Origin of the sequence: Pseudomonas sp. WS 5412, from assembly GCF_012985615.1 — a bacterium.
Classification (GTDB): Bacteria; Pseudomonadota; Gammaproteobacteria; order Pseudomonadales; family Pseudomonadaceae; genus Aquipseudomonas; species Aquipseudomonas shahriarae.
In genome coordinates, this window is sequence record NZ_JAARMB010000001.1 from 10,743 (window position 1) to 35,712 (window position 24,970).

The window sequence follows — 24,970 nt, forward strand, 5'->3', positions numbered from 1 at the left end:
CTCTCTGCTCCGCCAGGAGGAAAGGCCTTGAAAGACCTACTGAATTTGCTGAAAAACCAGGGTCAAGTCGAAGAGTTCGACGCCATCCGTATTGGATTGGCATCGCCTGAGATGATCCGTTCGTGGTCGTTCGGTGAAGTTAAAAAGCCGGAAACCATCAACTACCGTACGTTCAAACCTGAGCGTGACGGCCTGTTCTGCGCCAAGATCTTTGGCCCGGTAAAGGATTACGAGTGCCTGTGCGGTAAGTACAAGCGCTTGAAGCACCGTGGTGTGATCTGCGAGAAGTGCGGCGTTGAAGTTGCACTGGCCAAGGTTCGTCGTGAGCGCATGGCGCACATCGAGCTGGCTTCGCCGGTTGCCCACATCTGGTTCCTGAAATCGCTGCCGTCCCGTATCGGCTTGCTGATGGACATGACCCTGCGTGATATCGAGCGCGTTCTCTACTTCGAGAGCTATGTCGTTATCGACCCAGGCATGACCACCCTTGAAAAAGGTCAGCTGCTCAACGACGAGCAGTACTTCGAAGCGCTGGAAGAGTTCGGCGACGATTTCGATGCCCGCATGGGTGCCGAAGCTGTCCGCGAACTGCTGCACGCTATCGACCTGGAGCACGAGATTGGCCGCCTGCGTGAAGAAATTCCGCAAACCAACTCCGAAACCAAGATCAAGAAGCTGTCCAAGCGTCTGAAGTTGATGGAAGCCTTCCAGGGTTCCGGCAACCTGCCAGAGTGGATGGTGCTGACTGTTCTGCCGGTTCTGCCGCCAGACCTGCGTCCGCTGGTACCGTTGGACGGTGGTCGTTTCGCGACGTCCGACCTCAACGACCTGTACCGCCGCGTGATCAACCGTAACAACCGCTTGAAGCGCCTGCTTGATCTGTCCGCTCCGGACATCATCGTGCGCAACGAAAAGCGTATGTTGCAAGAAGCGGTCGACGCCTTGCTCGACAACGGTCGTCGTGGCCGCGCTATTACCGGTTCCAACAAGCGTCCTCTGAAATCCCTGGCTGACATGATCAAGGGTAAGCAAGGTCGTTTCCGTCAGAACTTGCTCGGTAAGCGTGTTGACTACTCCGGTCGTTCGGTAATTACCGTAGGCCCGACCCTGCGTCTGCACCAGTGCGGTCTGCCTAAGAAGATGGCGCTTGAGCTGTTCAAGCCTTTCATCTTCGGCAAGCTGGAAATGCGCGGTCTCGCGACCACGATCAAAGCGGCCAAGAAAATGGTCGAGCGCGAACTGCCAGAGGTTTGGGACGTTCTCGCTGAAGTGATTCGCGAACACCCGGTCCTCCTCAACCGTGCACCGACCCTTCACCGTCTGGGTATCCAGGCGTTTGAACCGGTACTGATCGAAGGTAAGGCTATCCAGCTGCACCCTCTGGTCTGTGCTGCGTACAACGCCGACTTCGACGGCGACCAAATGGCCGTGCACGTACCGCTGACACTGGAAGCCCAGTTGGAAGCGCGTGCGTTGATGATGTCGACCAACAACATTCTGTCGCCAGCCAACGGTGAGCCAATCATCGTTCCGTCGCAGGACGTTGTATTGGGTCTGTACTACATGACCCGTGAAGCGATCAACGCCAAGGGCGAAGGTCGTGTGTTCGCTGACCTGCAAGAAGTTGACCGTGTGTTCCGTGCCGGCGAAGCCGCACTGCACGCCAAGGTCAAAGTGCGCATTCACGAAACCGTCAACGACCGTGACGGCGGCAGCGTGAGCAACACCCGTATCGTCGACACCACTGTCGGCCGTGCGCTGTTGTACCAGGTTGTGCCAAAAGGTCTGTCGTACGACGTCGTCAACCTGCCGATGAAGAAAAAGGCGATCTCCAAGCTGATCAACCAGTGCTACCGCGTGGTTGGTCTGAAAGAGACCGTGATCTTCGCTGACCAGTTGATGTACACCGGTTTTGCTTATTCGACCATTTCCGGCGTTTCCATCGGTGTTAACGACTTCGTTATCCCGGATGAAAAAGCCCGCATCATCAGTGCTGCTACTGACGAAGTGAAAGAGATCGAGAGCCAGTACGCCTCCGGCCTGGTAACCCAGGGCGAGAAGTACAACAAAGTGATCGACCTTTGGTCCAAGGCCAACGACGAAGTGTCCAAGGCAATGATGGCCAACCTCTCGAAAGAGAAGGTTATCGACCGTCATGGCGTGGAAGTCGATCAAGAGTCTTTCAACTCGATGTACATGATGGCCGACTCGGGCGCACGGGGTTCTGCTGCGCAGATCCGTCAGCTCGCCGGTATGCGTGGCCTGATGGCCAAGCCGGACGGTTCCATCATCGAAACGCCGATTACTGCGAACTTCCGTGAAGGTTTGAGCGTACTTCAGTACTTCATCTCTACTCACGGTGCTCGTAAAGGTCTGGCGGATACCGCGTTGAAAACCGCTAACTCCGGTTACCTGACTCGTCGTCTGGTAGACGTTGCACAAGATCTGGTTGTAACCGAGATCGATTGCGGCACCGAGCACGGCCTGCTGATGACTCCGCACATTGAAGGCGGTGACGTTGTAGAGCCGCTGGGTGAGCGCGTATTGGGTCGTGTTATTGCCCGTGACGTGTTCAAGCCAGGTACCGAGGAAGTTATCGTTCCTGCCGGCACCCTGGTGGATGAGAAGTGGGTCGAGTTCATCGAACTCAACAGCATCGACGAAGTGATTGTTCGCTCGCCGATCAGCTGCGAAACCCGCTACGGTATCTGCGCCAAGTGCTACGGCCGTGACTTGGCTCGTGGCCACCAGGTGAACATCGGTGAAGCGGTCGGCGTTATCGCTGCCCAGTCCATCGGTGAGCCGGGTACCCAGCTGACCATGCGTACGTTCCACATCGGTGGTGCGGCAAGCCGGACCTCCGCAGCCGACAGCGTTCAGGTGAAGAATGGCGGTACTGTCCGTCTGCACAACCTGAAACACGTTGAGCGAGTGGATGGCCACCTGGTTGCTGTGTCCCGTTCCGGTGAGCTGGCGATTGCTGATGACTTCGGTCGTGAGCGTGAGCGTTACAAGCTGCCGTACGGTGCTGTGATTTCGGTTAAAGAAGGTGACAAGGTCGACGCTGGCGCAATCGTGGCCAAGTGGGATCCGCACACTCACCCAATCGTTACCGAAATGAAAGGTACCGTGACCTACGTGGGCATGGAAGAAGGCATCACGATCAAGCGTCAGACTGACGAATTGACCGGTATGACCAACATTGAAGTACTCGACGCCAAAGATCGTCCAGCTGCCGGTAAAGACATCCGTCCTGCCGTGAAGATGGTCGATGACAACGGCAAGGATCTGTTGCTGCCAGGCACTGACGTTATCGCTCAGTACTTCCTGCCAGCCAACGCCCTGGTCGGTGTAGCGGATGGTGCGAAGATCGCGATCGGTGATGTTATCGCGCGTATCCCGCAAGAAACTTCGAAGACCCGTGACATCACTGGTGGTCTGCCGCGTGTTGCCGACTTGTTCGAAGCTCGTCGTCCGAAAGAAGCGTCGATCCTGGCTGAAGTCAGCGGCACCATCGCGTTCGGTAAAGAGACCAAGGGCAAGCGCCGTCTGGTCATTACCCCGAACGACGGTAGCGATCCGTATGAAGAGCTGATTCCGAAGTGGCGTCACCTGAACGTGTTCGAAGGCGAACAGGTAAACCGCGGCGAAGTTATCTCCGACGGTCCGAGCGATCCACACGACATCCTGCGTCTGCTGGGTGTGAGTGCGCTGGCCAAGTACATCGTTAACGAGATCCAGGACGTTTACCGTCTGCAAGGCGTGAAGATCAACGATAAGCACATCGAGACCATCCTGCGTCAGATGCTGCGTAAAGTTGAAATCGCTGAGTCCGGCGATTCGAGTTTCATCAAGGGCGACCAGATGGAACTGACTCACGTACTGGTAGAAAACGAGCGTCTGGCAACCGAAGAGAAATTTGTTTCCAAGTTCACTCGCGTGTTGCTGGGTATCACCAAGGCGTCGTTGTCCACTGAGTCGTTCATCTCGGCGGCCTCCTTCCAGGAGACCACTCGCGTACTGACCGAAGCAGCGGTAACCGGCAAGCGCGATTACCTGCGCGGCCTGAAAGAAAACGTGGTTGTGGGTCGACTGATCCCGGCCGGTACCGGCTTGGCCTACCACAGCGAGCGTAAGCGTCGCCGTGAACTCGACAAGCCGCTGCGCGTAAGCGCCAGTGAAGTGGAAGCTGCACTGACCGAAGCGCTGAACTCTAGCGGTAACTGAGTTCTGCGATAAATAAGTCCGGGCCCTGGCAGCCCCGTTCGTCGGAACAAGACAGTTTTGTCGGGTTTCGATGGAGGGGGAGGTCGGGGCCTTGCCTTGACTGGGGGCAAGATCCTCTTTAGACTCTTGTACCCCTAAATTTGGCGGGAATTCGTTCCTGCCATTTTGCTTTTCTTGCAAGACAATAGCGTCGCAAGACAACAGTGGAGCTAGTAGATGGCAACTATCAACCAGCTGGTACGTCAGCCGCGTAAGCGTATCGTCGAGAAATCCGACGTACCTGCGCTGCAGAACTGCCCGCAACGTCGTGGCGTATGCACTCGCGTGTATACCACTACGCCGAAAAAACCTAACTCGGCACTGCGTAAAGTATGCCGTGTGCGCCTGACCAACGGTTTCGAGGTTTCCTCGTACATCGGTGGTGAAGGTCACAACCTGCAAGAGCACAGCGTGGTACTGATCCGCGGCGGTCGTGTAAAAGACTTGCCAGGTGTTCGTTACCACACCGTACGCGGCTCCTTGGATACTTCCGGCGTTAAAGGTCGTAACCAGGGTCGTTCGAAGTACGGTACCAAGAAGCCTAAGTAGTAGCGGCTTTTTGTAAACTGAATCATCTTATTTTCTGAGTCGATAAGAGTAAGGTCGGAGGCGTCCCGCAAGGGCACCGATTCCGAACGAACCTGAAGACCGTTTGAGGGCTTATCCATGCCAAGAAGACGCGTAGCAGCCAAGCGCGAAGTGCTTGACGATCCAAAATACGGAAGCCAAATTCTGGCCAAGTTCATGAACCACGTGATGGAAAGCGGCAAGAAAGCCGTTGCCGAGCGTATCGTTTATGGCGCGCTGGAAAAGGTTAAAGAACGCAAGAACAGCGACCCCCTGGAAATCTTCGAGAAAGCTCTCGACGCCATCGCTCCGCTGGTCGAAGTGAAGTCGCGCCGTGTAGGCGGTGCTACTTACCAGGTTCCGGTCGAAGTTCGTCCGTCCCGTCGTAACGCCCTGGCAATGCGCTGGTTGGTAGACTTCGCCCGTAAGCGCGGCGAGAAGTCTATGGCTCTGCGTTTGGCCGGCGAGCTGTTGGACGCTGCTGAAGGTAAAGGTGCTGCTGTTAAGAAGCGTGAAGACGTGCACCGTATGGCTGAAGCTAACAAAGCTTTCTCGCACTACCGCTTCTAATCTTAGCTTCACTAATTTTGCGAGGGCTTTATGGCTCGTACTACTCCGATTAGCCGCTACCGTAACATCGGTATCGTTGCTCACGTGGATGCTGGTAAAACCACCACCACCGAGCGCGTACTGTTTTACACCGGCAAAAGTCACAAAATGGGCGAGGTGCATGATGGCGCCGCGACCACAGACTGGATGGTTCAGGAGCAGGAGCGTGGTATTACCATTACTTCTGCTGCTATTACCGCCTTCTGGAAAGGTTCTGCCAAGCAGTACAAGGACGAGCACCGCTTCAACGTAATCGATACCCCGGGCCACGTAGACTTCACCATTGAAGTTGAGCGTTCCCTGCGTGTACTCGACGGCGCGGTCGTTGTGTTCTGCGGTACTTCGGGCGTTGAGCCTCAGTCGGAAACCGTATGGCGTCAAGCCAACAAGTACGGTGTTCCGCGTCTTGTTTACGTAAACAAGATGGACCGTGCTGGTGCGAACTTCCTGCGCGTGATCGGTCAGATCAAGCAGCGTCTGGGTCACACTCCGGTGCCAATCCAATTGGCTATCGGTTCCGAAGACAACTTCCAGGGCCAGATCGATCTGATCACCATGGAAGCCGTCTACTGGAATGACGCCGACAAAGGTATGGTTCCTGTTCGTAAGCCTATCCCTGCAGAATTGCAGGAGCTGGCTGACGAGTGGCGCAATAACCTGGTTGAGGCTGCTGCCGAAGCCAGTGAAGAGCTGATGAACAAGTACCTCGAAGGTGAAGAACTCACCAACGTGGAAATCAAGGCTGCTCTGCGTCAGCGTACTATCGCTGGTGAGATCGTCTTGGCTGTTTGCGGTTCTTCCTTCAAGAACAAGGGTGTTCCCCTGGTTCTCGACGCCGTTATCGACTATCTGCCTGCTCCAACTGACATTCCTGCTATCAAGGGTACTAACCCTGATAACGAGGAAGAAGAGATGGAGCGTCACGCTGACGACAGCGAGCCGTTCTCGGCTCTGGCGTTCAAGATCGCTACCGACCCATTCGTGGGTACCCTGACTTTCGTCCGCGTTTACTCGGGCGTGTTGGCCTCCGGCGACGGCGTGATCAACTCGGTCAAGGGCAAGAAAGAGCGTGTGGGTCGTATGGTGCAAATGCACGCAAACGCCCGTGAAGAGATCAAGGAAGTACGCGCTGGTGACATCGCGGCCTTGATCGGCATGAAGGATGTCACCACTGGTGAGACCTTGTGCGACGCTGCTAAGCCAATCATCCTGGTTCGCATGGACTTCCCGGAGCCGGTTATCTCGGTTGCCGTAGAGCCTAAGACCAAGGATGACCAGGAAAAAATGGGTATTGCACTGGGCAAACTTGCTCAGGAAGATCCATCTTTCCGCGTCAAGACTGATGAAGAGACTGGTCAAACGATCATCTCCGGCATGGGCGAGTTGCACCTGGACATCCTGGTTGACCGGATGCGCCGTGAGTTCAACGTCGAAGCCAACATCGGTAAGCCTCAGGTTTCCTATCGTGAGCGCATCACGAAGAACTGTGAAATCGAAGGCAAGTTCGTTCGTCAGTCCGGCGGTCGTGGTCAGTTCGGTCACTGCTGGATCCGTTTTGCTCCTGCTGACGAAGGTCAGGAAGGTCTGCAATTCGTGAACGAAGTAGTAGGTGGTGTTGTTCCTAAGGAATACATCCCTGCTATCCAGAAGGGTATCGAAGAGCAGATGAAGAACGGTGTTGTTGCCGGCTATCCGCTGATCGGCCTGAAAGCAACCGTTTTTGACGGTTCTTACCACGACGTCGACTCCAACGAGATGGCGTTTAAGGTGGCTGCTTCCATGGCAACCAAGCAACTGGCCCAGAAGGGCGGTGGTGAGTTGCTTGAGCCAATCATGGCGGTAGAAGTTGTTACACCTGAAGACTATATGGGTGATGTCATGGGCGACCTTAACCGTCGTCGCGGCATGATCTTGGGTATGGAAGACACGGTTTCCGGCAAAGTGATTCGCGCCGAGGTTCCGTTGGGTGAGATGTTCGGTTACGCGACCGACGTTCGCTCCATGTCCCAGGGTCGCGCAAGCTACTCTATGGAATTCAAAAAATACAACACAGCTCCGGCGCACATCGCTGAAACTGTATCCAAAAAACAAGGCTGATTCAGTCCTTTAGGCAAGGAGTTAATTGTCGTGGCTAAAGAAAAATTTGATCGTTCCCTACCGCACGTCAACGTTGGCACTATCGGTCACGTTGACCATGGTAAAACCACTCTGACTGCTGCTCTGACTCGCGTTTGCTCCGAAGTATTCGGTTCCGCAATCGTTGATTTCGATAAAATCGACAGCGCGCCAGAAGAAAAAGCTCGTGGTATCACCATCAACACCGCGCACGTTGAATACAACTCGCTGATCCGTCACTACGCTCACGTTGACTGCCCAGGTCACGCTGACTATGTGAAGAACATGATCACCGGTGCTGCCCAGATGGACGGCGCAATCCTGGTTTGCTCGGCCGCTGATGGTCCGATGCCACAAACCCGTGAGCACATCCTGCTGTCCCGTCAGGTAGGCGTTCCGTACATCGTGGTTTACCTGAACAAGGCCGACCTGGTAGACGACGCTGAGCTGCTGGAACTGGTTGAGATGGAAGTGCGCGATCTGCTGAGCACTTACGACTTCCCAGGCGACGACACTCCGATCATCATCGGTTCTGCTCGTATGGCTCTGGAAGGCAAAGACGATAACGAAATGGGCACCACGTCCGTTCGTAAACTGGTTGAGACTCTGGACAGCTACATCCCAGATCCAGTTCGTGTTATCGACAAGCCGTTCCTGATGCCAATCGAAGACGTATTCTCGATCTCCGGTCGCGGTACTGTTGTAACTGGTCGTATCGAGCGCGGTATCGTCAAGGTTCAGGATCCACTGGAAATCGTTGGTCTGCGTGACACTACCGTCACCACCTGCACCGGTGTTGAAATGTTCCGTAAGCTGCTCGACGAAGGTCGTGCTGGCGAGAACTGCGGCGTTCTGCTGCGTGGTACCAAGCGTGACGACGTTGAGCGTGGCCAGGTTCTGGTTAAGCCAGGTTCGGTTAAGCCGCACACCAAGTTCGAAGCTGAAGTGTACGTGCTGAGCAAAGAAGAAGGCGGTCGTCACACTCCGTTCTTCAAAGGCTACCGTCCACAGTTCTACTTCCGTACTACTGACGTGACTGGTAACTGCGAACTGCCGGAAGGCGTTGAAATGGTAATGCCAGGCGACAACATCAAAATGGTTGTCACCCTGATCAAAACCATCGCAATGGAAGACGGTCTGCGCTTCGCAATCCGTGAAGGCGGCCGTACCGTTGGTGCTGGCGTTGTAGCTAAAATCATCGAGTAAGTATCTCTTCTGAGATAGCTTCGATGCTTTGAAAAGCCCCCGCTCAGCGGGGGCTTTTTTATTGGGTTGACACCTATCTGGGGCGTCTATAGAATTGCGCCTCCTTTTAACGGGCGCAGTGCGCTCGGTGGGAATAGCAGCCGGAGTCTGAAATCCAATGCAAAATCAGCAAATCCGTATCAGGTTGAAGGCTTTTGACCATCGCCTGATCGACCAATCCACCCAGGAAATCGTGGAAACCGCGAAACGTACTGGGGCACAAGTGCGTGGTCCTATTCCACTGCCTACCCGCAAAGAGCGGTTCACCGTTCTGGTCTCCCCGCACGTCAACAAAGACGCGCGTGACCAGTACGAGATCCGTACTCATAAGCGCGTTCTGGACATCGTCCAGCCAACGGATAAAACCGTTGATGCACTTATGAAGCTTGATCTGGCGGCCGGTGTGGAAGTACAGATCAGCCTCGGCTAAGACTCGGGTCTTAGTCGTGTAACGCTCTGAAATGGGCGGCCATAGCGGGTGAAAGCCCCGTACACTCATGAGGTTTACAACATGACTATTGGTGTAGTCGGTCGTAAATGCGGTATGACCCGTATTTTCACCGAAGAAGGTGTCTCCATTCCGGTCACGGTCATTGAGATCGAGCCGAATCGCGTCACCCAGTTCAAAACTGAAGAAACCGATGGCTATCGTGCAGTGCAAGTCACTGTCGGCGAGCGTCGTGCTTCGCGCGTGACTGCTGCTCAAGCAGGTCACTTCGCTAAAGCAAACGTTGCAGCTGGTCGTACTGTTATGGAGTTCCGTCTTGAAGATGGTGACTACCAGGCTGGCGATCTGATCAACGCTGAAATCTTCGCCGCTGGTCAACTGGTTGATGTAACCGGTCAGTCCAAGGGTAAAGGCTTCCAGGGTACGATCAAGCGTTGGAATTTCCGTGGCCAAGACAACACTCACGGTAACTCCGTTTCCCACCGCGTCCCGGGCTCTATTGGCCAGTGCCAGACTCCTGGTCGTGTATTCAAGGGCAAAAAAATGTCCGGTCATATGGGCGCTGAGCGCGTGACCGTGCAGTCCCTCGAAGTAGTGCGCGTCGACGCTGAACGCAATCTGTTGTTGGTCAAGGGTGCTGTTCCTGGCGCTACTGGCGGCAACCTGGTTGTACGTCCAGCGGCCAAGGCTCGCGGTTAAGGGGAAGCTGACATGCAATTAAATGTAAATGACGCTCAAGCGATCGAAGTTTCCGAACTGACATTTGGCGGCGAATTCAACGAGACGCTCGTTCACCAAGCAGTCGTGGCCTACATGGCCGGCGGCCGTCAAGGTAGCAAGCAGCAAAAGACCCGTTCCGACGTTCGTGGTGGCGGTAAGCGCCCTTGGCGTCAGAAAGGTACTGGCCGTGCTCGTGCCGGTACTATCCGTAGCCCAATCTGGCGTGGCGGCGGTACCACTTTCGCAGCTCGTCCACAGGATCACTCTCAGAAGCTCAACAAGAAGATGTATCGCGCAGCACTGCGCTCCATCCTTGCTGAACTCGTGCGTACTGATCGTCTGGTCGTGGTTCAGGACTTCGCTGTTGAAGCGCCGAAAACCAAAGATCTGCTGAACAAGCTGAACGGCATGGGTCTGACTGATGTCCTGATCGTGTCTGAAGCTGTTGATCAGAACCTGTACCTGGCTGCTCGCAACCTGCCACACGTTGATGTACGTGACGTGCAAGGTTCCGATCCAGTTAGTCTGATCGCATACGACAAGGTGTTGATCACCGTGTCGGCCGTGAAGAAATTCGAGGAGCTGCTGGGATGAACCAGGAACGCGTATTTAAAGTTCTGCTTGGCCCGCACGTTTCCGAAAAGGCTACGGTTCTGGCTGACAAGAAAGGCCAGTTCGTTTTCAAGGTTGCAACTGACGCAACCAAGCTGGAAATCAAGAAGGCCGTCGAAAGCCTGTTCAGCGTGAAAGTAGAGCGTGTTACTACCCTGAATGTTCTGGGTAAGAGCAAGCGCACTGCTCGCGGTCTGGGCAAGCGTAATGACTGGAAGAAGGCAGTTATCTCCCTTCAGCCAGGCCAAGATCTCGATTTCAGCAGCAGTGCTGAGTAAGGAAGGGGTGCATCATGGCAATCGTTAAATGCAAACCGACTTCCCCTGGCCGCCGTTTTGTGGTCAAGGTGGTCAACCAGGAGCTGCATAAAGGCGCTCCTCACGCACCGCTGCTCGAGAAGAAATCGAAGACTGGTGGTCGTAACAACAATGGTCGCATTACCACTCGTCACATCGGTGGTGGCCATAAGCAGCATTATCGTCTGGTCGATTTCCGTCGCAACGACAAAGATGGCATCTCTGCCACTGTCGAGCGTATCGAATACGATCCAAACCGTACTGCTCACATCGCTCTGCTGCTGTACGCAGATGGCGAGCGTCGCTACATCATCGCGCCTAAAGGCGTGAGTGCTGGCGACCAGCTGATCGCAGGTGCCCTGGCACCGATCAAGCCGGGCAACGCTCTGCAACTGCGTAACATTCCAGTTGGTAGCACCGTACACGGCATCGAATTGAAGCCAGGTAAAGGCGCACAGATCGCTCGTTCCGCTGGTGCTTCGGCTCAGCTGATCGCTCGTGAAGGTGTCTACGTGACCCTGCGTCTGCGTTCTGGTGAGATGCGTAAAGTACTGGCTGAATGCCGTGCGACCCTGGGCGAAGTCTCGAACTCCGAGCACAGCCTGCGTTCGCTGGGTAAAGCTGGTGCCAAACGCTGGCGTGGCGTTCGCCCAACCGTTCGTGGTGTTGCCATGAACCCGGTTGACCACCCACACGGTGGTGGTGAAGGTCGTACCTCTGGTGGTCGTCATCCGGTATCGCCATGGGGCTTCCCGACTAAGGGCGCGAAGACTCGTGGTAATAAGCGTACCGACAAAATGATCGTCCGTCGTCGCAAGTAAATAGAGGGATACGACAGTGCCACGTTCTCTGAAAAAAGGTCCTTTTATTGATCTTCACCTACTGAAGAAGATCGAAGTGGCGGCGGAAAAGAACGATCGCAAACCAGTTAAGACCTGGTCGCGCCGTTCTATGATCCTGCCACAAATGGTCGGTTTGACCATCGCAGTACACAACGGTCGTCAGCACGTCCCAGTTCTCGTTAACGAAGACATGGTCGGCCACAAACTGGGCGAGTTTGCCGGTACCCGCACTTATCGTGGGCACGTGGCAGACAAGAAAGCCAAGCGTTAAGGGGTTAGGAAATGGAAGTAGCCGCTAAGTTGTCGGGCGCTCGAATCTCCGCCCAGAAAGCCCGCTTGGTCGCCGACCAGATCCGCGGGAAGAAGGTGGGCGAAGCGCTCAACCTGTTGGCTTTCAGCAGTAAGAAAGCCGCCGAGATCATGAAGAAAGTGCTGGAGTCGGCCGTAGCCAACGCCGAGCATAACGAAGGCGCAGACGTTGATGACCTGAAGGTCAGCACCGTTTTCGTCAACGAAGGGCGTTCGCTGAAGCGTATCATGCCGCGTGCCAAAGGCCGTGCTGATCGCATCGTCAAGCGGTCTTGCCATATCACTGTCAAGGTTGCTGACAAGTAACGGAGTCGAAGAGATGGGTCAGAAAGTACATCCCATTGGCATTCGCCTGGGAATCGTCAAGGAGCACACCTCCGTCTGGTACGCAGACGGTCGGACTTATGCGGACTATTTGTTCGCTGATCTGAAGGTGCGTGAGTATCTCCAAGACAAACTAAAAAGCGCGTCCGTAAGCCGTATCGATATCCATCGTCCGGCGCAAACTGCACGTATCACCATCCACACCGCTCGTCCAGGTATCGTTATCGGGAAGAAAGGTGAAGATGTTGAGAAACTGCGTCAGGACCTGACCAAGCAAATGGGTGTGCCTGTGCACATCAATATCGAAGAGATCCGCAAGCCGGAGCTCGACGGTATGCTGGTTGCGCAGAGCGTAGCTCAGCAGCTGGAGCGCCGCGTAATGTTCCGTCGTGCTATGAAGCGCGCTGTACAGAACGCCATGCGCATTGGTGCCAAAGGCATCAAAATCCAAGTGAGCGGTCGTCTCGGCGGTGCTGAAATCGCACGTACTGAATGGTATCGCGAAGGTCGTGTGCCATTGCACACCCTGCGTGCCGACATCGACTATGCCAACTACGAAGCTCACACCACTTACGGTGTGATCGGTGTAAAGGTTTGGATCTTCAAGGGCGAAGTAATTGGTGGTCGCCAAGAAGAACTGAAACCACAAGCACCAGCGCCTCGTAAAAAAGCTGCTAAGTAAGGGGTACGCCAAATGTTGCAACCTAAGCGTACGAAGTTCCGCAAGCAGATGACAGGCCACAACCGTGGTCTGGCTCAGCGCGGTAGCAAAGTCAGCTTCGGCGAGTTCGCGCTGAAGTCTGTAGCTCGTGGTCGTCTCACCGCTCGTCAGATCGAGTCAGCGCGTCGTGCTCTGACCCGTCACGTTAAACGTGGCGGCAAGATCTGGATCCGTGTATTCCCGGACAAGCCGATCTCCAAAAAGCCTCTCGAGGTTCGGATGGGTAAAGGTAAGGGTAACGTGGAATACTGGGTAGCCCAGATTCAGCCAGGCAAAGTCCTGTATGAAATCGAGGGTGTAACTGAAGAGCTGGCGCGTGAGGCTTTTGCCCTGGCTGCTGCAAAGCTGCCGCTCGCCACCGCCTTTGTTAAACGGACGGTGATGTGATGAAAGCGAATGAACTTCGTGAAAAATCCGCACAGCAGCTGAACGAGCAACTGCTCGGCCTGCTGCGCGACCAGTTCAATCTGCGTATGCAGAAAGCAACTGGCCAGTTGGGGCAGTCTCATCTGCTCTCGCAAGTTAAGCGTGACATCGCTCGCGTGAAGACTGTGCTCAACCAGCAGGCAGGTAAGTGATCATGGCTGAAGCCGAAAAGACTGTCCGTACGCTGACTGGCCGTGTTGTCAGCGACAAGATGGACAAAACCATCACCGTTTTGATCGAGCGTCGCGTTAAGCACCCGATCTACGGTAAATATGTTAAGCGTTCGACTAAGCTGCACGCGCACGACGAAACCAATCAGTGCCACATCGGCGACAAAGTCACTATTCGTGAAACTCGTCCGCTGGCCAAGACCAAGTCTTGGGCACTGGTTGATGTTCTCGAACGCGCTGTGGAAGTCTAAGGACTAGGGGTCGGAGAAATTATATGATTCAGACTCAATCCATGCTCGATGTGGCCGATAACAGCGGCGCTCGCCGTGTTATGTGCATCAAGGTGCTGGGTGGCTCCCATCGTCGTTACGCTGGTATCGGTGACATCATCAAAGTTACCGTGAAGGAAGCAATTCCTCGCGGTAAAGTGAAAAAAGGCCAAGTGATGACTGCTGTTGTAGTCCGCACTCGTCACGGCGTACGTCGTGCTGATGGCTCCATTATCCGCTTTGATGGCAACGCTGCTGTTCTTCTGAACAACAAGCAAGAGCCGATCGGCACCCGTATCTTTGGGCCAGTGACCCGTGAACTTCGTACTGAGAAGTTCATGAAGATCGTCTCGCTCGCCCCAGAAGTGCTGTAAGGAGATCCGACATGCAAAAGATTCGTCGTGACGACGAGATCATCGTGATCGCCGGCAAAGACAAAGGTAAGCGCGGTAAGGTGCTGAAGGTTCTTGCTGATGACCGTCTGGTCATTGGTGGTCTGAACCTGGTCAAGCGTCATACCAAGCCTAACCCCGCGTCGGGCGTACAGGGCGGTATCGTCGAGAAAGAAGCGCCATTGCACGCTTCTAACGTCGCCATCTTCAACGGCGAAACCAACAAGGCTGACCGCGTTGGTTTCAAAGTAGAAGACGGTAAGAAAATTCGTGTCTTCAAGTCGACCCAAAAAGCGGTTGATGCTTGAACACTGCTAGGTAGATAAGACCATGGCACGACTAAAAGAGATTTACCGGAAGGAAATCGCTCCGAAGCTTAAGGAAGAACTTAAGCTTTCGAACGTGATGGAAGTTCCGCGCGTTACCAAAATCACCCTGAACATGGGTCTGGGCGAGGCGATCGGTGACAAAAAAGTCATCGAGCACGCTGTTGCTGACCTGGAAAAGATCACCGGTCAAAAAGTCGTTGTGACTTACGCTCGGAAATCCATCGCTGGCTTTAAAGTCCGTGAAGGTTGGCCGATCGGTGTCAAAGTGACTCTGCGCCGTGAGCGTATGTACGAGTTCCTGGATCGTCTGCTGTCGATCTCCCTGCCTCGGGTTCGCGACTTCCGCGGCCTGAATGCCAAGTCCTTCGATGGTCGTGGTAACTACAGCATGGGCGTGAAAGAGCAGATCATCTTCCCGGAAATCGACTACGACAAGATCGATGCTCTCCGCGGTCTGGACATCACCCTGACCACCACTGCCAAGAACGATGATGAAGGCCGCGCTCTGCTGCGTGCGTTCAAATTCCCGTTCCGCAACTGATTGGAGTAGGACCATGGCCAAGATGAGCATGAAAAACCGCGAGCTGAAGCGTCAGCTCACGGTTGCCAAGTACGCCAAGAAGCGTGCAGCACTGAAAGCTATCATCGTTGATCTGAACGCAAGTCCAGAAGCGCGTTGGGAAGCTACAGTAGCTCTGCAGAAGCAGCCACGTGACGCAAGCGCTTCGCGCATGCGTAACCGCTGCCGCCTGACCGGTCGTCCACACGGCGTTTACCGCAAGTTCGGCCTCGGCCGTAACAAACTGCGTGAAGCGGCAATGCGTGGTGACGTACCTGGTCTGGTTAAAGCCAGCTGGTAAGTACTTTCGAAGTCTCGGTGGCCAGGATCGCAAGATACTGACCGCCGGTGGCCTAGAATCTGGAACAAGCCCCTTTTGGGGCTTGTTTCATTTCCGGAGTGTGTCTAAAATACGCGGCTCGCCTGAGCCCGTGTGTTTTATGCCCGGAGATTCTCGGTGACATATGTAGCCGCAAGGCTAATTTTTTTGTATTAGGAGCGTCTAGCCCATGAGTATGCAGGACCCGTTAGCGGACATGCTAACTCGTATCCGTAATGCCCAGATGGCTGAAAAGTCCGTCGTAAGCATGCCATCTTCCACGTTGAAGGTAGCTGTTGCCAAAGTCCTGAAAGACGAAGGCTACATTGCGGGTTATCAGATCAGCAGCGAAATCAAGCCACTGCTGTCCATCGAGCTGAAGTACTTCGAAGGCCGTCCGGTCATCGAGGAAGTGAAGCGCGTTAGCCGTCCAGGCCTGCGTCAGTACAAGTCCGTTGAAGATCTGCCGAAAGTTCGTGGCGGTCTTGGCGTGTCTATCGTCTCCACCAACAAAGGTGTGATGACGGATCGTGCTGCGCGCGCTGCCGGTGTCGGCGGCGAAGTTCTTTGCACTGTGTTCTAAGGGGGGATAAGCATGTCTCGCGTCGCTAAGAACCCCGTTAAGCTGCCAGCCGGTGTCGAAGTAAAATTCGCAGGCCAACAGCTTTCGGTGAAGGGTGCCAAGGGTACTCTTGAACTGAACATCCATTCGTCCGTTGAGATCGTTGAAGAAGCTGGTGAGCTGCGTTTCGCTGCTCGCAATGGCGATCAACAAACTCGCGCAATGGCCGGTACCACGCGTGCGTTGGTAAACAACATGGTCCAAGGCGTAAGCCAAGGCTTCGAGCGTAAGCTCCAGCTGGTCGGTGTTGGTTACAAAGCGCAAGCAAAAGGCACGGTTTTGAACCTGGCCCTTGGCTTCTCGCACCCAGTGGATTACGAACTGCCGGAAGGCATCACCGCTGAAACTCCTAGCCAGACCGATATCCTGATCAAGGGCATCGACAAGCAGCTGGTAGGTCAAGTGGCTGCCGAGATCCGCGACTTCCGTCCACCAGAGCCGTACAAAGGCAAAGGTGTGCGCTACGCGGACGAAGTCGTCCGTCGTAAAGAAGCCAAGAAGAAGTAGGGCATAGCAAATGACCGACAAAAAAGTTACTCGACTGCGTCGCGCTCGCAAAGCACGCCTGAAAATGCACGAACTCGAAGTCGTGCGTCTCTGCGTGTTCCGCTCGTCGCAGCACATCTACGCCCAGGTCATCTCGGCCGACGGCAACAAAGTCCTGGCAAGCGCCTCGACTTTGGATAAAGAACTGCGTGATGGTGCCACTGGCAACATCGACGCGGCCACTAAGGTTGGCCAGCTGGTCGCTACGCGTGCTAAGGCCGCTGGCGTCTCGCAAGTGGCTTTCGACCGCTCTGGCTTCAAGTACCACGGCCGCGTTAAAGCGCTGGCTGATGCTGCTCGTGAAGCTGGGCTGGAGTTCTAAGTTATGTCAAATAACGACCAAAAGCGCGACGAAGGCTACATTGAGAAGCTGGTTCAAGTTAACCGCGTAGCCAAAACCGTTAAAGGCGGCCGTATCTTCACCTTCACCGCGTTGACCGTGGTTGGTGATGGTAAGGGCCGTGTTGGCTTCGGCCGTGGCAAGTCGCGTGAAGTGCCTGCTGCGATCCAGAAGGCAATGGAAGCTGCTCGTCGCAACATGATCCAAGTTGACCTGAACGGCACCACTCTGCAGTACGCAATGAAGTCCGCTCACGGCGCTTCGAAGGTGTACATGCAGCCTGCTTCTGAAGGTACCGGTATCATCGCTGGCGGCGCTATGCGTGCTGTCCTCGAGGTTGCTGGTGTTCAGAACGTTCTGGCCAAGTGCTACGGCTCGACTAACCCGGTAAACGTGGTTCACGCCACTTTCAAAGGTTTGAAAGCTATGCAATCTCCTGAATCCATTGCCGCCAAGCGTGGCAAAAGCGTCAAGGAGATCTTCTGATCATGGCTACCGTTAAAGTAACGCTGATCAAAAGCATGACCGGCCGCATCCCTAACCACAAATTGTGCGTTAAGGGTTTGGGTCTGCGTCGCATCGGTCACACTGTAGAAGTCCAGGATACTCCCGAGAATCGCGGGATGATCAACAAGGCTTACTACATGCTGCGTGTCGAGGGTTAATCGATGAAACTCAATGATCTGAGTCCAGCGCCGGGTTCCCGTCGCGAAAAGCATCGTCCGGGCCGTGGTATCGGTAGCGGTTTGGGTAAGACTGGTGGCCGTGGCCACAAAGGTCAAACCTCCCGCTCCGGTGGCACCATCGCTCCAGGCTTTGAAGGCGGTCAACAGCCGCTGCATCGTCGCCTGCCGAAGTTCGGTTTCGTTTCCCTGAAGGCCATGGACCGCGCAGAAGTGCGTCTGTCCGAGCTGGCTAAAGTGGAAGGCGACATCGTTACCGTGCAGACCCTGAAAGATGCCAACGTGATCAACGTCAACGTACAGCGTGTGAAAATCATGCTGTCCGGTGAAGTGACTCGCGCTGTCACTATCGGCAAGGGAATCGGCGCCACCAAAGGTGCGCGTTCGGCTATCGAAGCAGCTGGCGGCAAGTTCGAGGAATAAATGGCTAAGCAAGGTGCTCTCTCAGCGCTCGGCAAAGGCGGTATGTCTGAACTTTGGGCTCGTCTGCGTTTTCTGTTCCTGGCGATTATCGTCTACCGAATAGGCGCACACATCCCGGTTCCAGGTATCAACCCGGACCGACTCGCAGACCTGTTTCGACAGAATGAGGGGACCATTCTTAGCTTGTTCAACATGTTTTCCGGCGGCGCGCTGGAGCGGATGAGCATCTTTGCACTGGGGATCATGCCGTACATTTCGGCATCGATCATCATGCAGTTGATGAGCGCCGTCAGCCCGCAGCTGGAGCAGTTGAAGAAGGAAGGTGAAGCTGGTCGTCGCAAGATAAGCCAGTACACCCGCTACCTCACTGTCGCTCTTGCTCTTGTCCAGGCTATTGGCATGTCCATTGGTCTGGCAGGGCAGGGCGTAGCGTTCACTGGTGACTTTGGCTTCCATTTCGTCGCGGTAACCACATTTGTGGCTGGTGCGATGTTCATGATGTGGCTGGGTGAGCAGATTACTGAGCGTGGTGTTGGCAACGGTATCTCGATGTTGATTTTCGCAGGTATCGTCGCCGGTCTTCCGAGGGCAATCGGGCAGTCTTTCGAGTCTGCACGTCAGGGTGATATCAATATCTTCGCCTTGGTTGCCATCGGTTTGCTGGCAGTAGCGATTATCGGTTTTGTGGTGTTCATTGAGCGTGGCCAGCGTCGTATTGCTGTTCACTACGCCAAGCGTCAGCAGGGCCGTAAGGTCTTCGCTGCGCAGACCAGCCACTTGCCGCTGAAAGTGAATATGGCCGGTGTTATTCCTGCTATCTTCGCGAGCAGCATTTTGCTGTTCCCGGCTTCGCTGGGTGCCTGGTTCGGTCAGTCTGAAGGTATGGGCTGGTTGCAGGACATCTCGCAGTCGATCGCTCCTGGTCAGCCGTTGAATATTCTGCTGTTTAGTGCAGGGATTATTTTCTTCTGCTTCTTCTATACGGCGTTGATGTTCAATCCGAAAGACGTAGCGGAAAACCTGAAGAAGTCCGGTGCCTTTATTCCGGGTATTCGTCCAGGCGAGCAGTCGGCGCGCTACATTGATGGCGTTCTGACCCGTTTGACCCTGTTCGGTGCTCTATATATGACGGCCGTGTGCTTGTTGCCCCAGTTCCTGGTGGTTGCAGCAAACGTTCCGTTCTACCTTGGCGGGACCTCGTTGCTGATCGTGGTCGTGGTTGTGATGGACTTCATGTCCCAAGTACAATCGCACCTCGTTTCGCACCAGTACGAATCCCTGATGAAGAAAGCCAACCTGAAGGGCTACGGCAGCGGCATGTTGCGCTGAGTACCCCATAAGGTTCGAGGAGTTGGTGATGAAAGTTCGTGCATCGGTGAAAAAGCTGTGCCGTAACTGCAAGATTATTCGCCGCGAAGGTGTTGTTCGAGTAATTTGCAGCGCGGAACCGCGTCACAAACAGCGCCAAGGCTGAGTGTGATCCGCTTGAAGCCCGGCAGCTAGTGCGCTGCCGGGTTGATTATTTGTTATTACAGCGATATTATCTCGCGCCCTATTTCTTGGCTTCCGGGGCGTAGGTAGCTGTCAATTGGAGTCCCACTGAATGGCCCGTATTGCAGGCGTTAACATTCCAGATAACAAGCACACTGTTATCTCGCTGACCTACATCTATGGTGTTGGTCGCACTACTGCGCAGAAAATTTGCGCAGTTGCTGGGGTAAACCCAGCCGCTAAGATCAAGGATCTGAGCGACGAGCAGATTGAATTGCTGCGTGGCGAAGTGGCGAAGTTCACCACTGAAGGTGACCTGCGTCGCGAAATCAACATGAAAATCAAGCGTTTGATGGACCTCGGTTGCTATCGCGGTCTGCGTCATCGTCGTGGTCTTCCAGTGCGCGGTCAGCGTACCAAGACTAACGCGCGTACCCGTAAAGGTCCGCGTAAGCCGATCCGCAAGTAATCGCCCCAGCGAATCGACAGGAAAATTATCATGGCAAAACCTGCTGCTCGTCCTCGTAAAAAAGTTAAAAAGACAGTGGTTGATGGCATCGCCCACATCCATGCATCTTTTAACAACACCATCGTGACCATCACCGACCGTCAAGGTAACGCGCTTTCTTGGGCTACCTCCGGTGGTTCGGGTTTCCGCGGTTCCCGCAAGTCCACCCCGTTTGCTGCTCAAGTAGCTGCTGAACGTGCTGGTCAAGCTGCGCTGGAATATGGCCTGAAAAACCTCGACGTTAACGTCAAGGGTCCAGGTCCAGGTCGTGAGTCTGCTGTCCGTGCTTTGAACGGCTGTGGCTATAAGATCGCCAGCATCACCGACGTGACGCCAATCCCGCACAACGGGTGCCGTCCGCCGAAGAAGCGCCGCGTGTAATCCAGGAGATTGTAAAGAATGGCTCGTTACATTGGTCCAAAATGCAAACTCGCTCGTCGCGAAGGCACCGATCTCTTCCTGAAGAGCGGCGTGCGCGCGATCGAATCGAAGTGCAACATTGAAGCAGCACCTGGTATCCACGGCCAACGCCGCGGTCGCCAGTCCGATTACGGCACCCAACTGCGTGAAAAGCAGAAGGTCCGTCGTATCTACGGCGTTCTCGAGCGTCAGTTCAGCGGCTACTACAAAGAAGCTGCTGGCAAGAAAGGTGCAACCGGTGAAAACCTGCTGCAACTGCTCGAATGCCGTCTGGACAACGTTGTATACCGTATGGGCTTTGGTTCGACTCGTGCCGAATCCCGTCAGCTGGTATCGCACAAATCCGTCAGCGTAAACGGCCAAACCGTTAACGTTCCGTCCTACCAGGTTCGTGCTGGTGACGTGGTCGCGATTCGCGAGAAAGCAAAAAACCAACTTCGCATTGTCCAAGCTCTCGATCTGTGTGCCCAACGTGGCCGCGTAGAATGGGTAGAAGTAGACACTGAGAAGAAGTCGGGCGTTTTCAAGAACGTTCCTGCTCGCAGTGATCTGTCCGCCGACATCAACGAAAGCCTGATTGTCGAGCTCTACTCCAAGTAAGGGCTAGAAAATAGGTGCATCCATGCAGATTTCGGTAAATGAGTTCCTGACACCCCGCCACATTGATGTGCAGGTTGTCAGTCCAACCCGCGCCAAGATCACTCTCGAGCCTCTCGAGCGTGGTTTTGGCCACACCCTGGGCAACGCGCTGCGCCGCATCCTGTTGTCCTCAATGCCCGGCTGTGCAGTAGTCGAGGCCGAGATTGACGGTGTGCTCCACGAGTACAGCGCCATCGAAGGTGTACAGGAAGACGTAATTGAAATCCTGTTGAACCTTAAAGGTCTGGCTATCAAGCTGCACGGCCGTGACGAAGTTACGCTGACCTTGTCGAAGAAGGGTTCGGGGGTGGTTACCGCTGCCGATATTCAGCTGGATCATGATGTCGAGATCGTTAACCCCGATCACGTAATCGCTAACCTGGCGTCTAACGGCGCTTTGAACATGAAGCTCACCGTAGCTCGTGGTCGTGGTTATGAACCGGCCGACTCGCGTCAGAGCGATGAAGACGAAAGCCGCAGCATTGGTCGCTTGCAGCTTGACTCTTCGTTCAGCCCGGTTCGCCGTATCGCATACGTGGTGGAAAACGCCCGTGTCGAGCAGCGTACTAACCTGGACAAGCTGGTTATTGATCTGGAAACCAACGGTACTCTGGATCCTGAAGAGGCTATTCGCCGCGCTGCAACCATTCTGCAACAGCAGTTGGCTGCGTTCGTCGACCTCAAAGGTGACAGCGAACCAGTGGTAATCGAGCAGGAAGACGAGATCGATCCGATCCTGCTTCGCCCGGTTGACGATCTGGAACTGACTGTACGTTCGGCTAACTGCCTTAAGGCGGAAAACATTTACTACATCGGTGACCTGATTCAGCGTACCGAAGTAGAACTGTTGAAGACTCCGAACCTGGGCAAGAAATCCTTGACTGAAATCAAGGACGTTCTGGCCTCCCGCGGTCTGTCCCTCGGCATGCGCCTCGACAACTGGCCGCCTGCAAGTCTTAAGAAGGACGACAAGGCGACTGCCTGATCGTCGTAATCACCGAACGTGAGTTTGGTAAGGAATGAACCATGCGTCATCGTAAAAGTGGTCGTCACCTGAGCCGTACCAGCTCGCACCGCAAGGCCATGTTTCAAAACATGGCGGTGTCGCTGTTCGAGCACGAGCTGATTAAAACTACACTGCCGAAAGCCAAAGAACTGCGTCGCGTTGCTGAGCCGCTGATCACTTTGGCCAAGACAGACAGCCTGGCTAACCGCCGTCTGGCTTTCGACCGTACTCGTTCGAAAGCTATCGTTGGTAAGCTCTTCAACGACCTGGGCAAGCGTTATGCTACCCGTGAGGGTGGCTACCTGCGCATCCTCAAGTGCGGTTTCCGCACTGGCGACAACGCGCCTATGGCGTACGTCGAGTTGGTTGATCGTGCTACTGCTGGCGAAGCTGTATCCGCCGAGTAAGACGACAGTCTGCTACGAAAAACCGGGCCTTGTGCCCGGTTTTTTGTGGGCGATTGAAAAGCAACGTGATGTTCACTCATTGCCCTTTGGCTATGCGGGTCGATTGGTTGTTAGTAAAAATCTATTGAGTGGCATGATTTAATACATTTGAAGGTGTCATCTTCCTGGTCAATACTGCCTCCAAGCCGATTAGCCGGCAGTTCCAAGACTGACCTGAGGAGATTGAGCATGAGCCAGAATAAAACCCTTACAACCGCCAGCGGTGCTCCCGTTGCGGATAACCAGAATTCCCGTTCCGCAGGCCCGCGTGGCCCGTTGTTGCTCGACGACTTTCACCTGATCGAGAAGCTTGCCCACTTCAACCGTGAAAACATCCCAGAGCGCCGCGTACACGCCAAAGGCTCGGGAGCGTATGGCACCTTCACGGTTACCAAAGACATCACCCAATACACCAGTGCCAAACTGTTTGACGCTGTCGGTAAGCAGACTCCGACCTTTCTGCGCTTCTCTACCGTAGGCGGTGAACGCGGCTCGGCAGACACCGAGCGCGACCCACGTGGCTTCGCGCTGAAGTTCTACACCGAAGAAGGCAACTGGGACATCGTTGGTAACAACACCCCGGTGTTCTTTATCCGTGACCCGCTGAAGTTCCCCGACTTTATCCACACTCAAAAGCGCCTGCCGCAAAGCAACCTGAAAAGTGCACAGATGATGTGGGACTTCTGGTCGCACTCGCCTGAGGCGCTGCACCAGGTCACCATCCTGTTTTCGGACCGTGGCATCCCTGACGGCTACCGTCATATGCATGGCTTTGGTAGCCACACCTACAGCTTGATCAACGCCAATGGCGAGCGTCATTGGGTGAAGTGGCACTACAAGACCAAGCAAGGCATCAAGAACCTGGCGCCTGCCGATGCAGCGCGTCTGGCTGGTACCGATCCGGATTACGCCCAGCGCGATCTGTTTGGGGCCATTGAGCGTGGTGACTTCCCTAAATGGCGTGTGTGCATCCAGATCATGACTGAGGCCCAGGCCAACGCTCACTACGAGAACCCCTTCGACGTAACCAAAACCTGGTCGCAGAAAGAGTTCCCGTTGATTGAAGTGGGTGAGCTGGAGTTGAACCGCAACCCGCAGAACTACTTCGCCGAAGTGGAGCAGGCCGCGTTCGGCCCAAGCAACATGGTGCCAGGCGTCGCTTTGTCGCCGGATCGCATGCTGCAGGGCCGTGTATTCGCTTACGCCGATGCGCACCGCTACCGTATCGGCACTAACCATCAGCATCTGCCAGTGAATGCTCCACGCAGTCCGGTCAACACCTATCAGCGTGACGGGTCCATGGCGTTCGGCACCAACGGCGGTGCGGCTCCCAACTACGAGCCAAACAGTTACGCCGATGCGCCAAAACAGGCACCGCAGTACGCAGAACCAGCCTTGGCGCTCAGTGGTGCGGCCGATCGTTACGACCACCGCGAAGACACTGATTACTACAGCCATGCCGGTGCGCTGTTCCGCCTGATGAACGCTGAGCAAAAAGCGCTGTTGATTAACAACATCGCCGGCGCGATGGCCGGGGTTTCCAGTGATGTGGTTCAGCGTCAACTGCAGCACTTCTTCAAAGCTGATCCCGCTTATGGAGAAGGAATCGCAACAGCGCTGGGTGTATCGCTTAACTGACTCTAAGTGATAAGCAGAACCGCCCTCATTTGGGCGGTTTTTGCGTTATTTCAGCTACTTTTCTCTGAAAATCTTCACTTTTCTGCCGTTCGTCTCGTGACCTGCAGGTCAGCATGGTTCAAACTAGGGCCTTTCAAGCAGGGAGATGTAGGGCGATGCAAGGTCACCCCGACGTAATCGATTACCTCAACACGTTGCTGACGGGCGAACTGGCAGCTCGTGACCAATATTTCATTCACTCGCGGATGTACGAAGACTGGGGCTTTACCGAGCTCTACGAGCGTATCAATCACGAAATGGAAGAAGAGGCACAGCACGCCGACGCGCTGATGCGCCGTATCCTGATGCTCGAAGGAACGCCGCGTATGCGTCCTGACGACCTGGATACCGGTACCACCGTGCCTGAGATGCTCGCCAGCGACTTGCGCCTGGAATACAAGGTCCGCGCGGCGCTGTGCAAAGGCATCGAGCTTTGCGAGAAGCACAACGACTACGTGACCCGGGAAATCCTGCGCGTACAGTTGAACGACACTGAAGAAGATCACACCTACTGGCTGGAAAAGCAGCTGGGTCTGATCAAGTTGATCGGTCTGGAAAACTACCTGCAATCGCAGTTCTGATTTTGCCGGCATAAAAAAGCCCCTGTCACCGTAGCGGTGACAGGGGCTTT

At 54.8% G+C, this 24,970-nt stretch carries 35 protein-coding genes; all 35 read left to right on the forward strand.

Going from position 1 to position 24,970, the window contains the following annotated elements; translation table 11 throughout:
* Nucleotides 1-27: 27 nt before the first annotated feature.
* The 35 genes from rpoC (at nt 28) to bfr (ending at nt 24,920) form a co-directional block, all read left to right on the forward strand.
* On the forward strand, nt 28-4,227 hold the full coding sequence (gene rpoC / locus HBR94_RS00075) for a DNA-directed RNA polymerase subunit beta' (RefSeq protein WP_057960765.1): 4,200 nt from the start codon (nt 28-30) through the stop codon (nt 4,225-4,227).
* 216 nt (nt 4,228-4,443) lie between these two features.
* Entirely contained in the window at nt 4,444-4,815 is a 372-nt protein-coding gene (gene rpsL, locus HBR94_RS00080; RefSeq protein WP_002555494.1) for a 30S ribosomal protein S12, read from the forward strand.
* Nucleotides 4,816-4,932: 117 nt separating this feature from the next.
* On the forward strand, nt 4,933-5,403 hold the full coding sequence (rpsG, locus tag HBR94_RS00085) for a 30S ribosomal protein S7 (protein ID WP_002555493.1): 471 nt from the start codon (nt 4,933-4,935) through the stop codon (nt 5,401-5,403).
* 30 nt (nt 5,404-5,433) lie between these two features.
* Nucleotides 5,434-7,539: an elongation factor G gene (fusA, locus tag HBR94_RS00090; RefSeq protein WP_029299268.1), complete on the forward strand. Its 2,106-nt coding sequence runs from the start codon at nt 5,434-5,436 to the stop codon at nt 7,537-7,539.
* A 30-nt stretch (nt 7,540-7,569) separates the two neighbouring features.
* Nucleotides 7,570-8,763, forward strand: coding sequence for an elongation factor Tu (gene tuf / locus HBR94_RS00095; RefSeq protein ID WP_003176426.1), 1,194 nt, complete (start codon nt 7,570-7,572; stop codon nt 8,761-8,763).
* Between the two features lie 157 nt (nt 8,764-8,920).
* Entirely contained in the window at nt 8,921-9,232 is a 312-nt protein-coding gene (gene rpsJ, locus HBR94_RS00100) for a 30S ribosomal protein S10 (protein WP_003186070.1), read from the forward strand.
* A gap of 81 nt (nt 9,233-9,313) precedes the next feature.
* Nucleotides 9,314-9,949: a 50S ribosomal protein L3 gene (gene rplC / locus HBR94_RS00105; protein ID WP_003194649.1), complete on the forward strand. Its 636-nt coding sequence runs from the start codon at nt 9,314-9,316 to the stop codon at nt 9,947-9,949.
* Nucleotides 9,950-9,961: 12 nt separating this feature from the next.
* Complete coding sequence (gene rplD, locus HBR94_RS00110; protein WP_057438746.1) at nt 9,962-10,564, forward strand: 50S ribosomal protein L4; 603 nt, start codon at nt 9,962-9,964, stop codon at nt 10,562-10,564.
* Nucleotides 10,561-10,860: a 50S ribosomal protein L23 gene (rplW, locus tag HBR94_RS00115; RefSeq protein ID WP_002555488.1), complete on the forward strand. Its 300-nt coding sequence runs from the start codon at nt 10,561-10,563 to the stop codon at nt 10,858-10,860. Before rplD ends, rplW begins: the two co-directional genes overlap by 4 nt.
* A 14-nt stretch (nt 10,861-10,874) precedes the next feature.
* Nucleotides 10,875-11,699: a 50S ribosomal protein L2 gene (gene rplB, locus HBR94_RS00120; protein ID WP_003176423.1), complete on the forward strand. Its 825-nt coding sequence runs from the start codon at nt 10,875-10,877 to the stop codon at nt 11,697-11,699.
* Between the two features lie 16 nt (nt 11,700-11,715).
* A complete protein-coding gene (gene rpsS / locus HBR94_RS00125; RefSeq protein WP_002555486.1) occupies nt 11,716-11,991 on the forward strand; it encodes a 30S ribosomal protein S19 in 276 nt (91 codons plus the stop codon).
* An 11-nt stretch (nt 11,992-12,002) separates the two neighbouring features.
* Complete coding sequence (gene rplV, locus HBR94_RS00130) at nt 12,003-12,335, forward strand: 50S ribosomal protein L22 (RefSeq protein WP_003103908.1); 333 nt, start codon at nt 12,003-12,005, stop codon at nt 12,333-12,335.
* Between the two features lie 13 nt (nt 12,336-12,348).
* Entirely contained in the window at nt 12,349-13,035 is a 687-nt protein-coding gene (gene rpsC, locus HBR94_RS00135) for a 30S ribosomal protein S3 (RefSeq protein ID WP_003176422.1), read from the forward strand.
* Nucleotides 13,036-13,047: 12 nt separating this feature from the next.
* Entirely contained in the window at nt 13,048-13,461 is a 414-nt protein-coding gene (gene rplP / locus HBR94_RS00140) for a 50S ribosomal protein L16 (RefSeq protein ID WP_003232424.1), read from the forward strand.
* Nucleotides 13,461-13,652, forward strand: a complete 192-nt coding sequence (rpmC, locus tag HBR94_RS00145; RefSeq protein ID WP_002555481.1) for a 50S ribosomal protein L29 — start codon at nt 13,461-13,463, stop codon at nt 13,650-13,652. Before rplP ends, rpmC begins: the two co-directional genes overlap by 1 nt.
* Nucleotides 13,653-13,654: 2 nt before the next feature.
* Nucleotides 13,655-13,921 carry a 30S ribosomal protein S17 gene (rpsQ, locus tag HBR94_RS00150; protein WP_003176419.1) on the forward strand — a complete coding sequence of 89 codons (267 nt, stop codon included), beginning with the start codon at nt 13,655-13,657 and terminating at the stop codon, nt 13,919-13,921.
* Nucleotides 13,922-13,944: 23 nt separating this feature from the next.
* On the forward strand, nt 13,945-14,313 hold the full coding sequence (gene rplN / locus HBR94_RS00155; protein WP_002555479.1) for a 50S ribosomal protein L14: 369 nt from the start codon (nt 13,945-13,947) through the stop codon (nt 14,311-14,313).
* Between the two features lie 11 nt (nt 14,314-14,324).
* On the forward strand, nt 14,325-14,639 hold the full coding sequence (gene rplX, locus HBR94_RS00160) for a 50S ribosomal protein L24 (protein ID WP_029299388.1): 315 nt from the start codon (nt 14,325-14,327) through the stop codon (nt 14,637-14,639).
* 22 nt (nt 14,640-14,661) lie between these two features.
* Nucleotides 14,662-15,201 (forward strand): 50S ribosomal protein L5, encoded by a 540-nt coding sequence (gene rplE / locus HBR94_RS00165; RefSeq protein WP_003210069.1) that lies wholly within the window; start codon nt 14,662-14,664, stop codon nt 15,199-15,201.
* 13 nt (nt 15,202-15,214) lie between these two features.
* Nucleotides 15,215-15,520, forward strand: a complete 306-nt coding sequence (rpsN, locus tag HBR94_RS00170) for a 30S ribosomal protein S14 (protein ID WP_003176414.1) — start codon at nt 15,215-15,217, stop codon at nt 15,518-15,520.
* A gap of 208 nt (nt 15,521-15,728) precedes the next feature.
* Nucleotides 15,729-16,121 (forward strand): 30S ribosomal protein S8, encoded by a 393-nt coding sequence (rpsH, locus tag HBR94_RS00175; protein WP_017848802.1) that lies wholly within the window; start codon nt 15,729-15,731, stop codon nt 16,119-16,121.
* A gap of 12 nt (nt 16,122-16,133) precedes the next feature.
* Complete coding sequence (gene rplF, locus HBR94_RS00180; RefSeq protein WP_003176412.1) at nt 16,134-16,667, forward strand: 50S ribosomal protein L6; 534 nt, start codon at nt 16,134-16,136, stop codon at nt 16,665-16,667.
* A gap of 10 nt (nt 16,668-16,677) precedes the next feature.
* Complete coding sequence (gene rplR / locus HBR94_RS00185) at nt 16,678-17,028, forward strand: 50S ribosomal protein L18 (RefSeq protein ID WP_003186037.1); 351 nt, start codon at nt 16,678-16,680, stop codon at nt 17,026-17,028.
* A gap of 3 nt (nt 17,029-17,031) precedes the next feature.
* Nucleotides 17,032-17,532 carry a 30S ribosomal protein S5 gene (rpsE, locus tag HBR94_RS00190; protein WP_003186035.1) on the forward strand — a complete coding sequence of 167 codons (501 nt, stop codon included), beginning with the start codon at nt 17,032-17,034 and terminating at the stop codon, nt 17,530-17,532.
* A 2-nt stretch (nt 17,533-17,534) separates the two neighbouring features.
* A complete protein-coding gene (gene rpmD / locus HBR94_RS00195; RefSeq protein WP_003176408.1) occupies nt 17,535-17,711 on the forward strand; it encodes a 50S ribosomal protein L30 in 177 nt (58 codons plus the stop codon).
* A 3-nt stretch (nt 17,712-17,714) separates the two neighbouring features.
* Nucleotides 17,715-18,152, forward strand: coding sequence for a 50S ribosomal protein L15 (rplO, locus tag HBR94_RS00200; RefSeq protein ID WP_003176407.1), 438 nt, complete (start codon nt 17,715-17,717; stop codon nt 18,150-18,152).
* Entirely contained in the window at nt 18,153-19,481 is a 1,329-nt protein-coding gene (gene secY / locus HBR94_RS00205) for a preprotein translocase subunit SecY (RefSeq protein ID WP_038443739.1), read from the forward strand.
* Between the two features lie 28 nt (nt 19,482-19,509).
* Nucleotides 19,510-19,626: a 50S ribosomal protein L36 gene (gene rpmJ, locus HBR94_RS00210; RefSeq protein WP_002555468.1), complete on the forward strand. Its 117-nt coding sequence runs from the start codon at nt 19,510-19,512 to the stop codon at nt 19,624-19,626.
* Between the two features lie 129 nt (nt 19,627-19,755).
* A complete protein-coding gene (rpsM, locus tag HBR94_RS00215) occupies nt 19,756-20,112 on the forward strand; it encodes a 30S ribosomal protein S13 (protein WP_024077676.1) in 357 nt (118 codons plus the stop codon).
* A gap of 30 nt (nt 20,113-20,142) precedes the next feature.
* Nucleotides 20,143-20,532, forward strand: a complete 390-nt coding sequence (rpsK, locus tag HBR94_RS00220; RefSeq protein WP_002555466.1) for a 30S ribosomal protein S11 — start codon at nt 20,143-20,145, stop codon at nt 20,530-20,532.
* 18 nt (nt 20,533-20,550) lie between these two features.
* On the forward strand, nt 20,551-21,171 hold the full coding sequence (gene rpsD, locus HBR94_RS00225) for a 30S ribosomal protein S4 (RefSeq protein ID WP_003210056.1): 621 nt from the start codon (nt 20,551-20,553) through the stop codon (nt 21,169-21,171).
* 22 nt (nt 21,172-21,193) lie between these two features.
* Nucleotides 21,194-22,195, forward strand: coding sequence for a DNA-directed RNA polymerase subunit alpha (gene rpoA, locus HBR94_RS00230; protein WP_003176403.1), 1,002 nt, complete (start codon nt 21,194-21,196; stop codon nt 22,193-22,195).
* Between the two features lie 41 nt (nt 22,196-22,236).
* Nucleotides 22,237-22,623: a 50S ribosomal protein L17 gene (gene rplQ / locus HBR94_RS00235; RefSeq protein WP_007918448.1), complete on the forward strand. Its 387-nt coding sequence runs from the start codon at nt 22,237-22,239 to the stop codon at nt 22,621-22,623.
* 228 nt (nt 22,624-22,851) lie between these two features.
* The gene (locus HBR94_RS00240; RefSeq protein WP_170043977.1) at nt 22,852-24,300 is read left to right on the forward strand and encodes a catalase; all 1,449 of its coding nucleotides are present in this window, start codon (nt 22,852-22,854) and stop codon (nt 24,298-24,300) included.
* Nucleotides 24,301-24,455: 155 nt separating this feature from the next.
* Complete coding sequence (gene bfr, locus HBR94_RS00245) at nt 24,456-24,920, forward strand: bacterioferritin (protein ID WP_029299402.1); 465 nt, start codon at nt 24,456-24,458, stop codon at nt 24,918-24,920.
* Nucleotides 24,921-24,970: the final 50 nt, after the last annotated feature.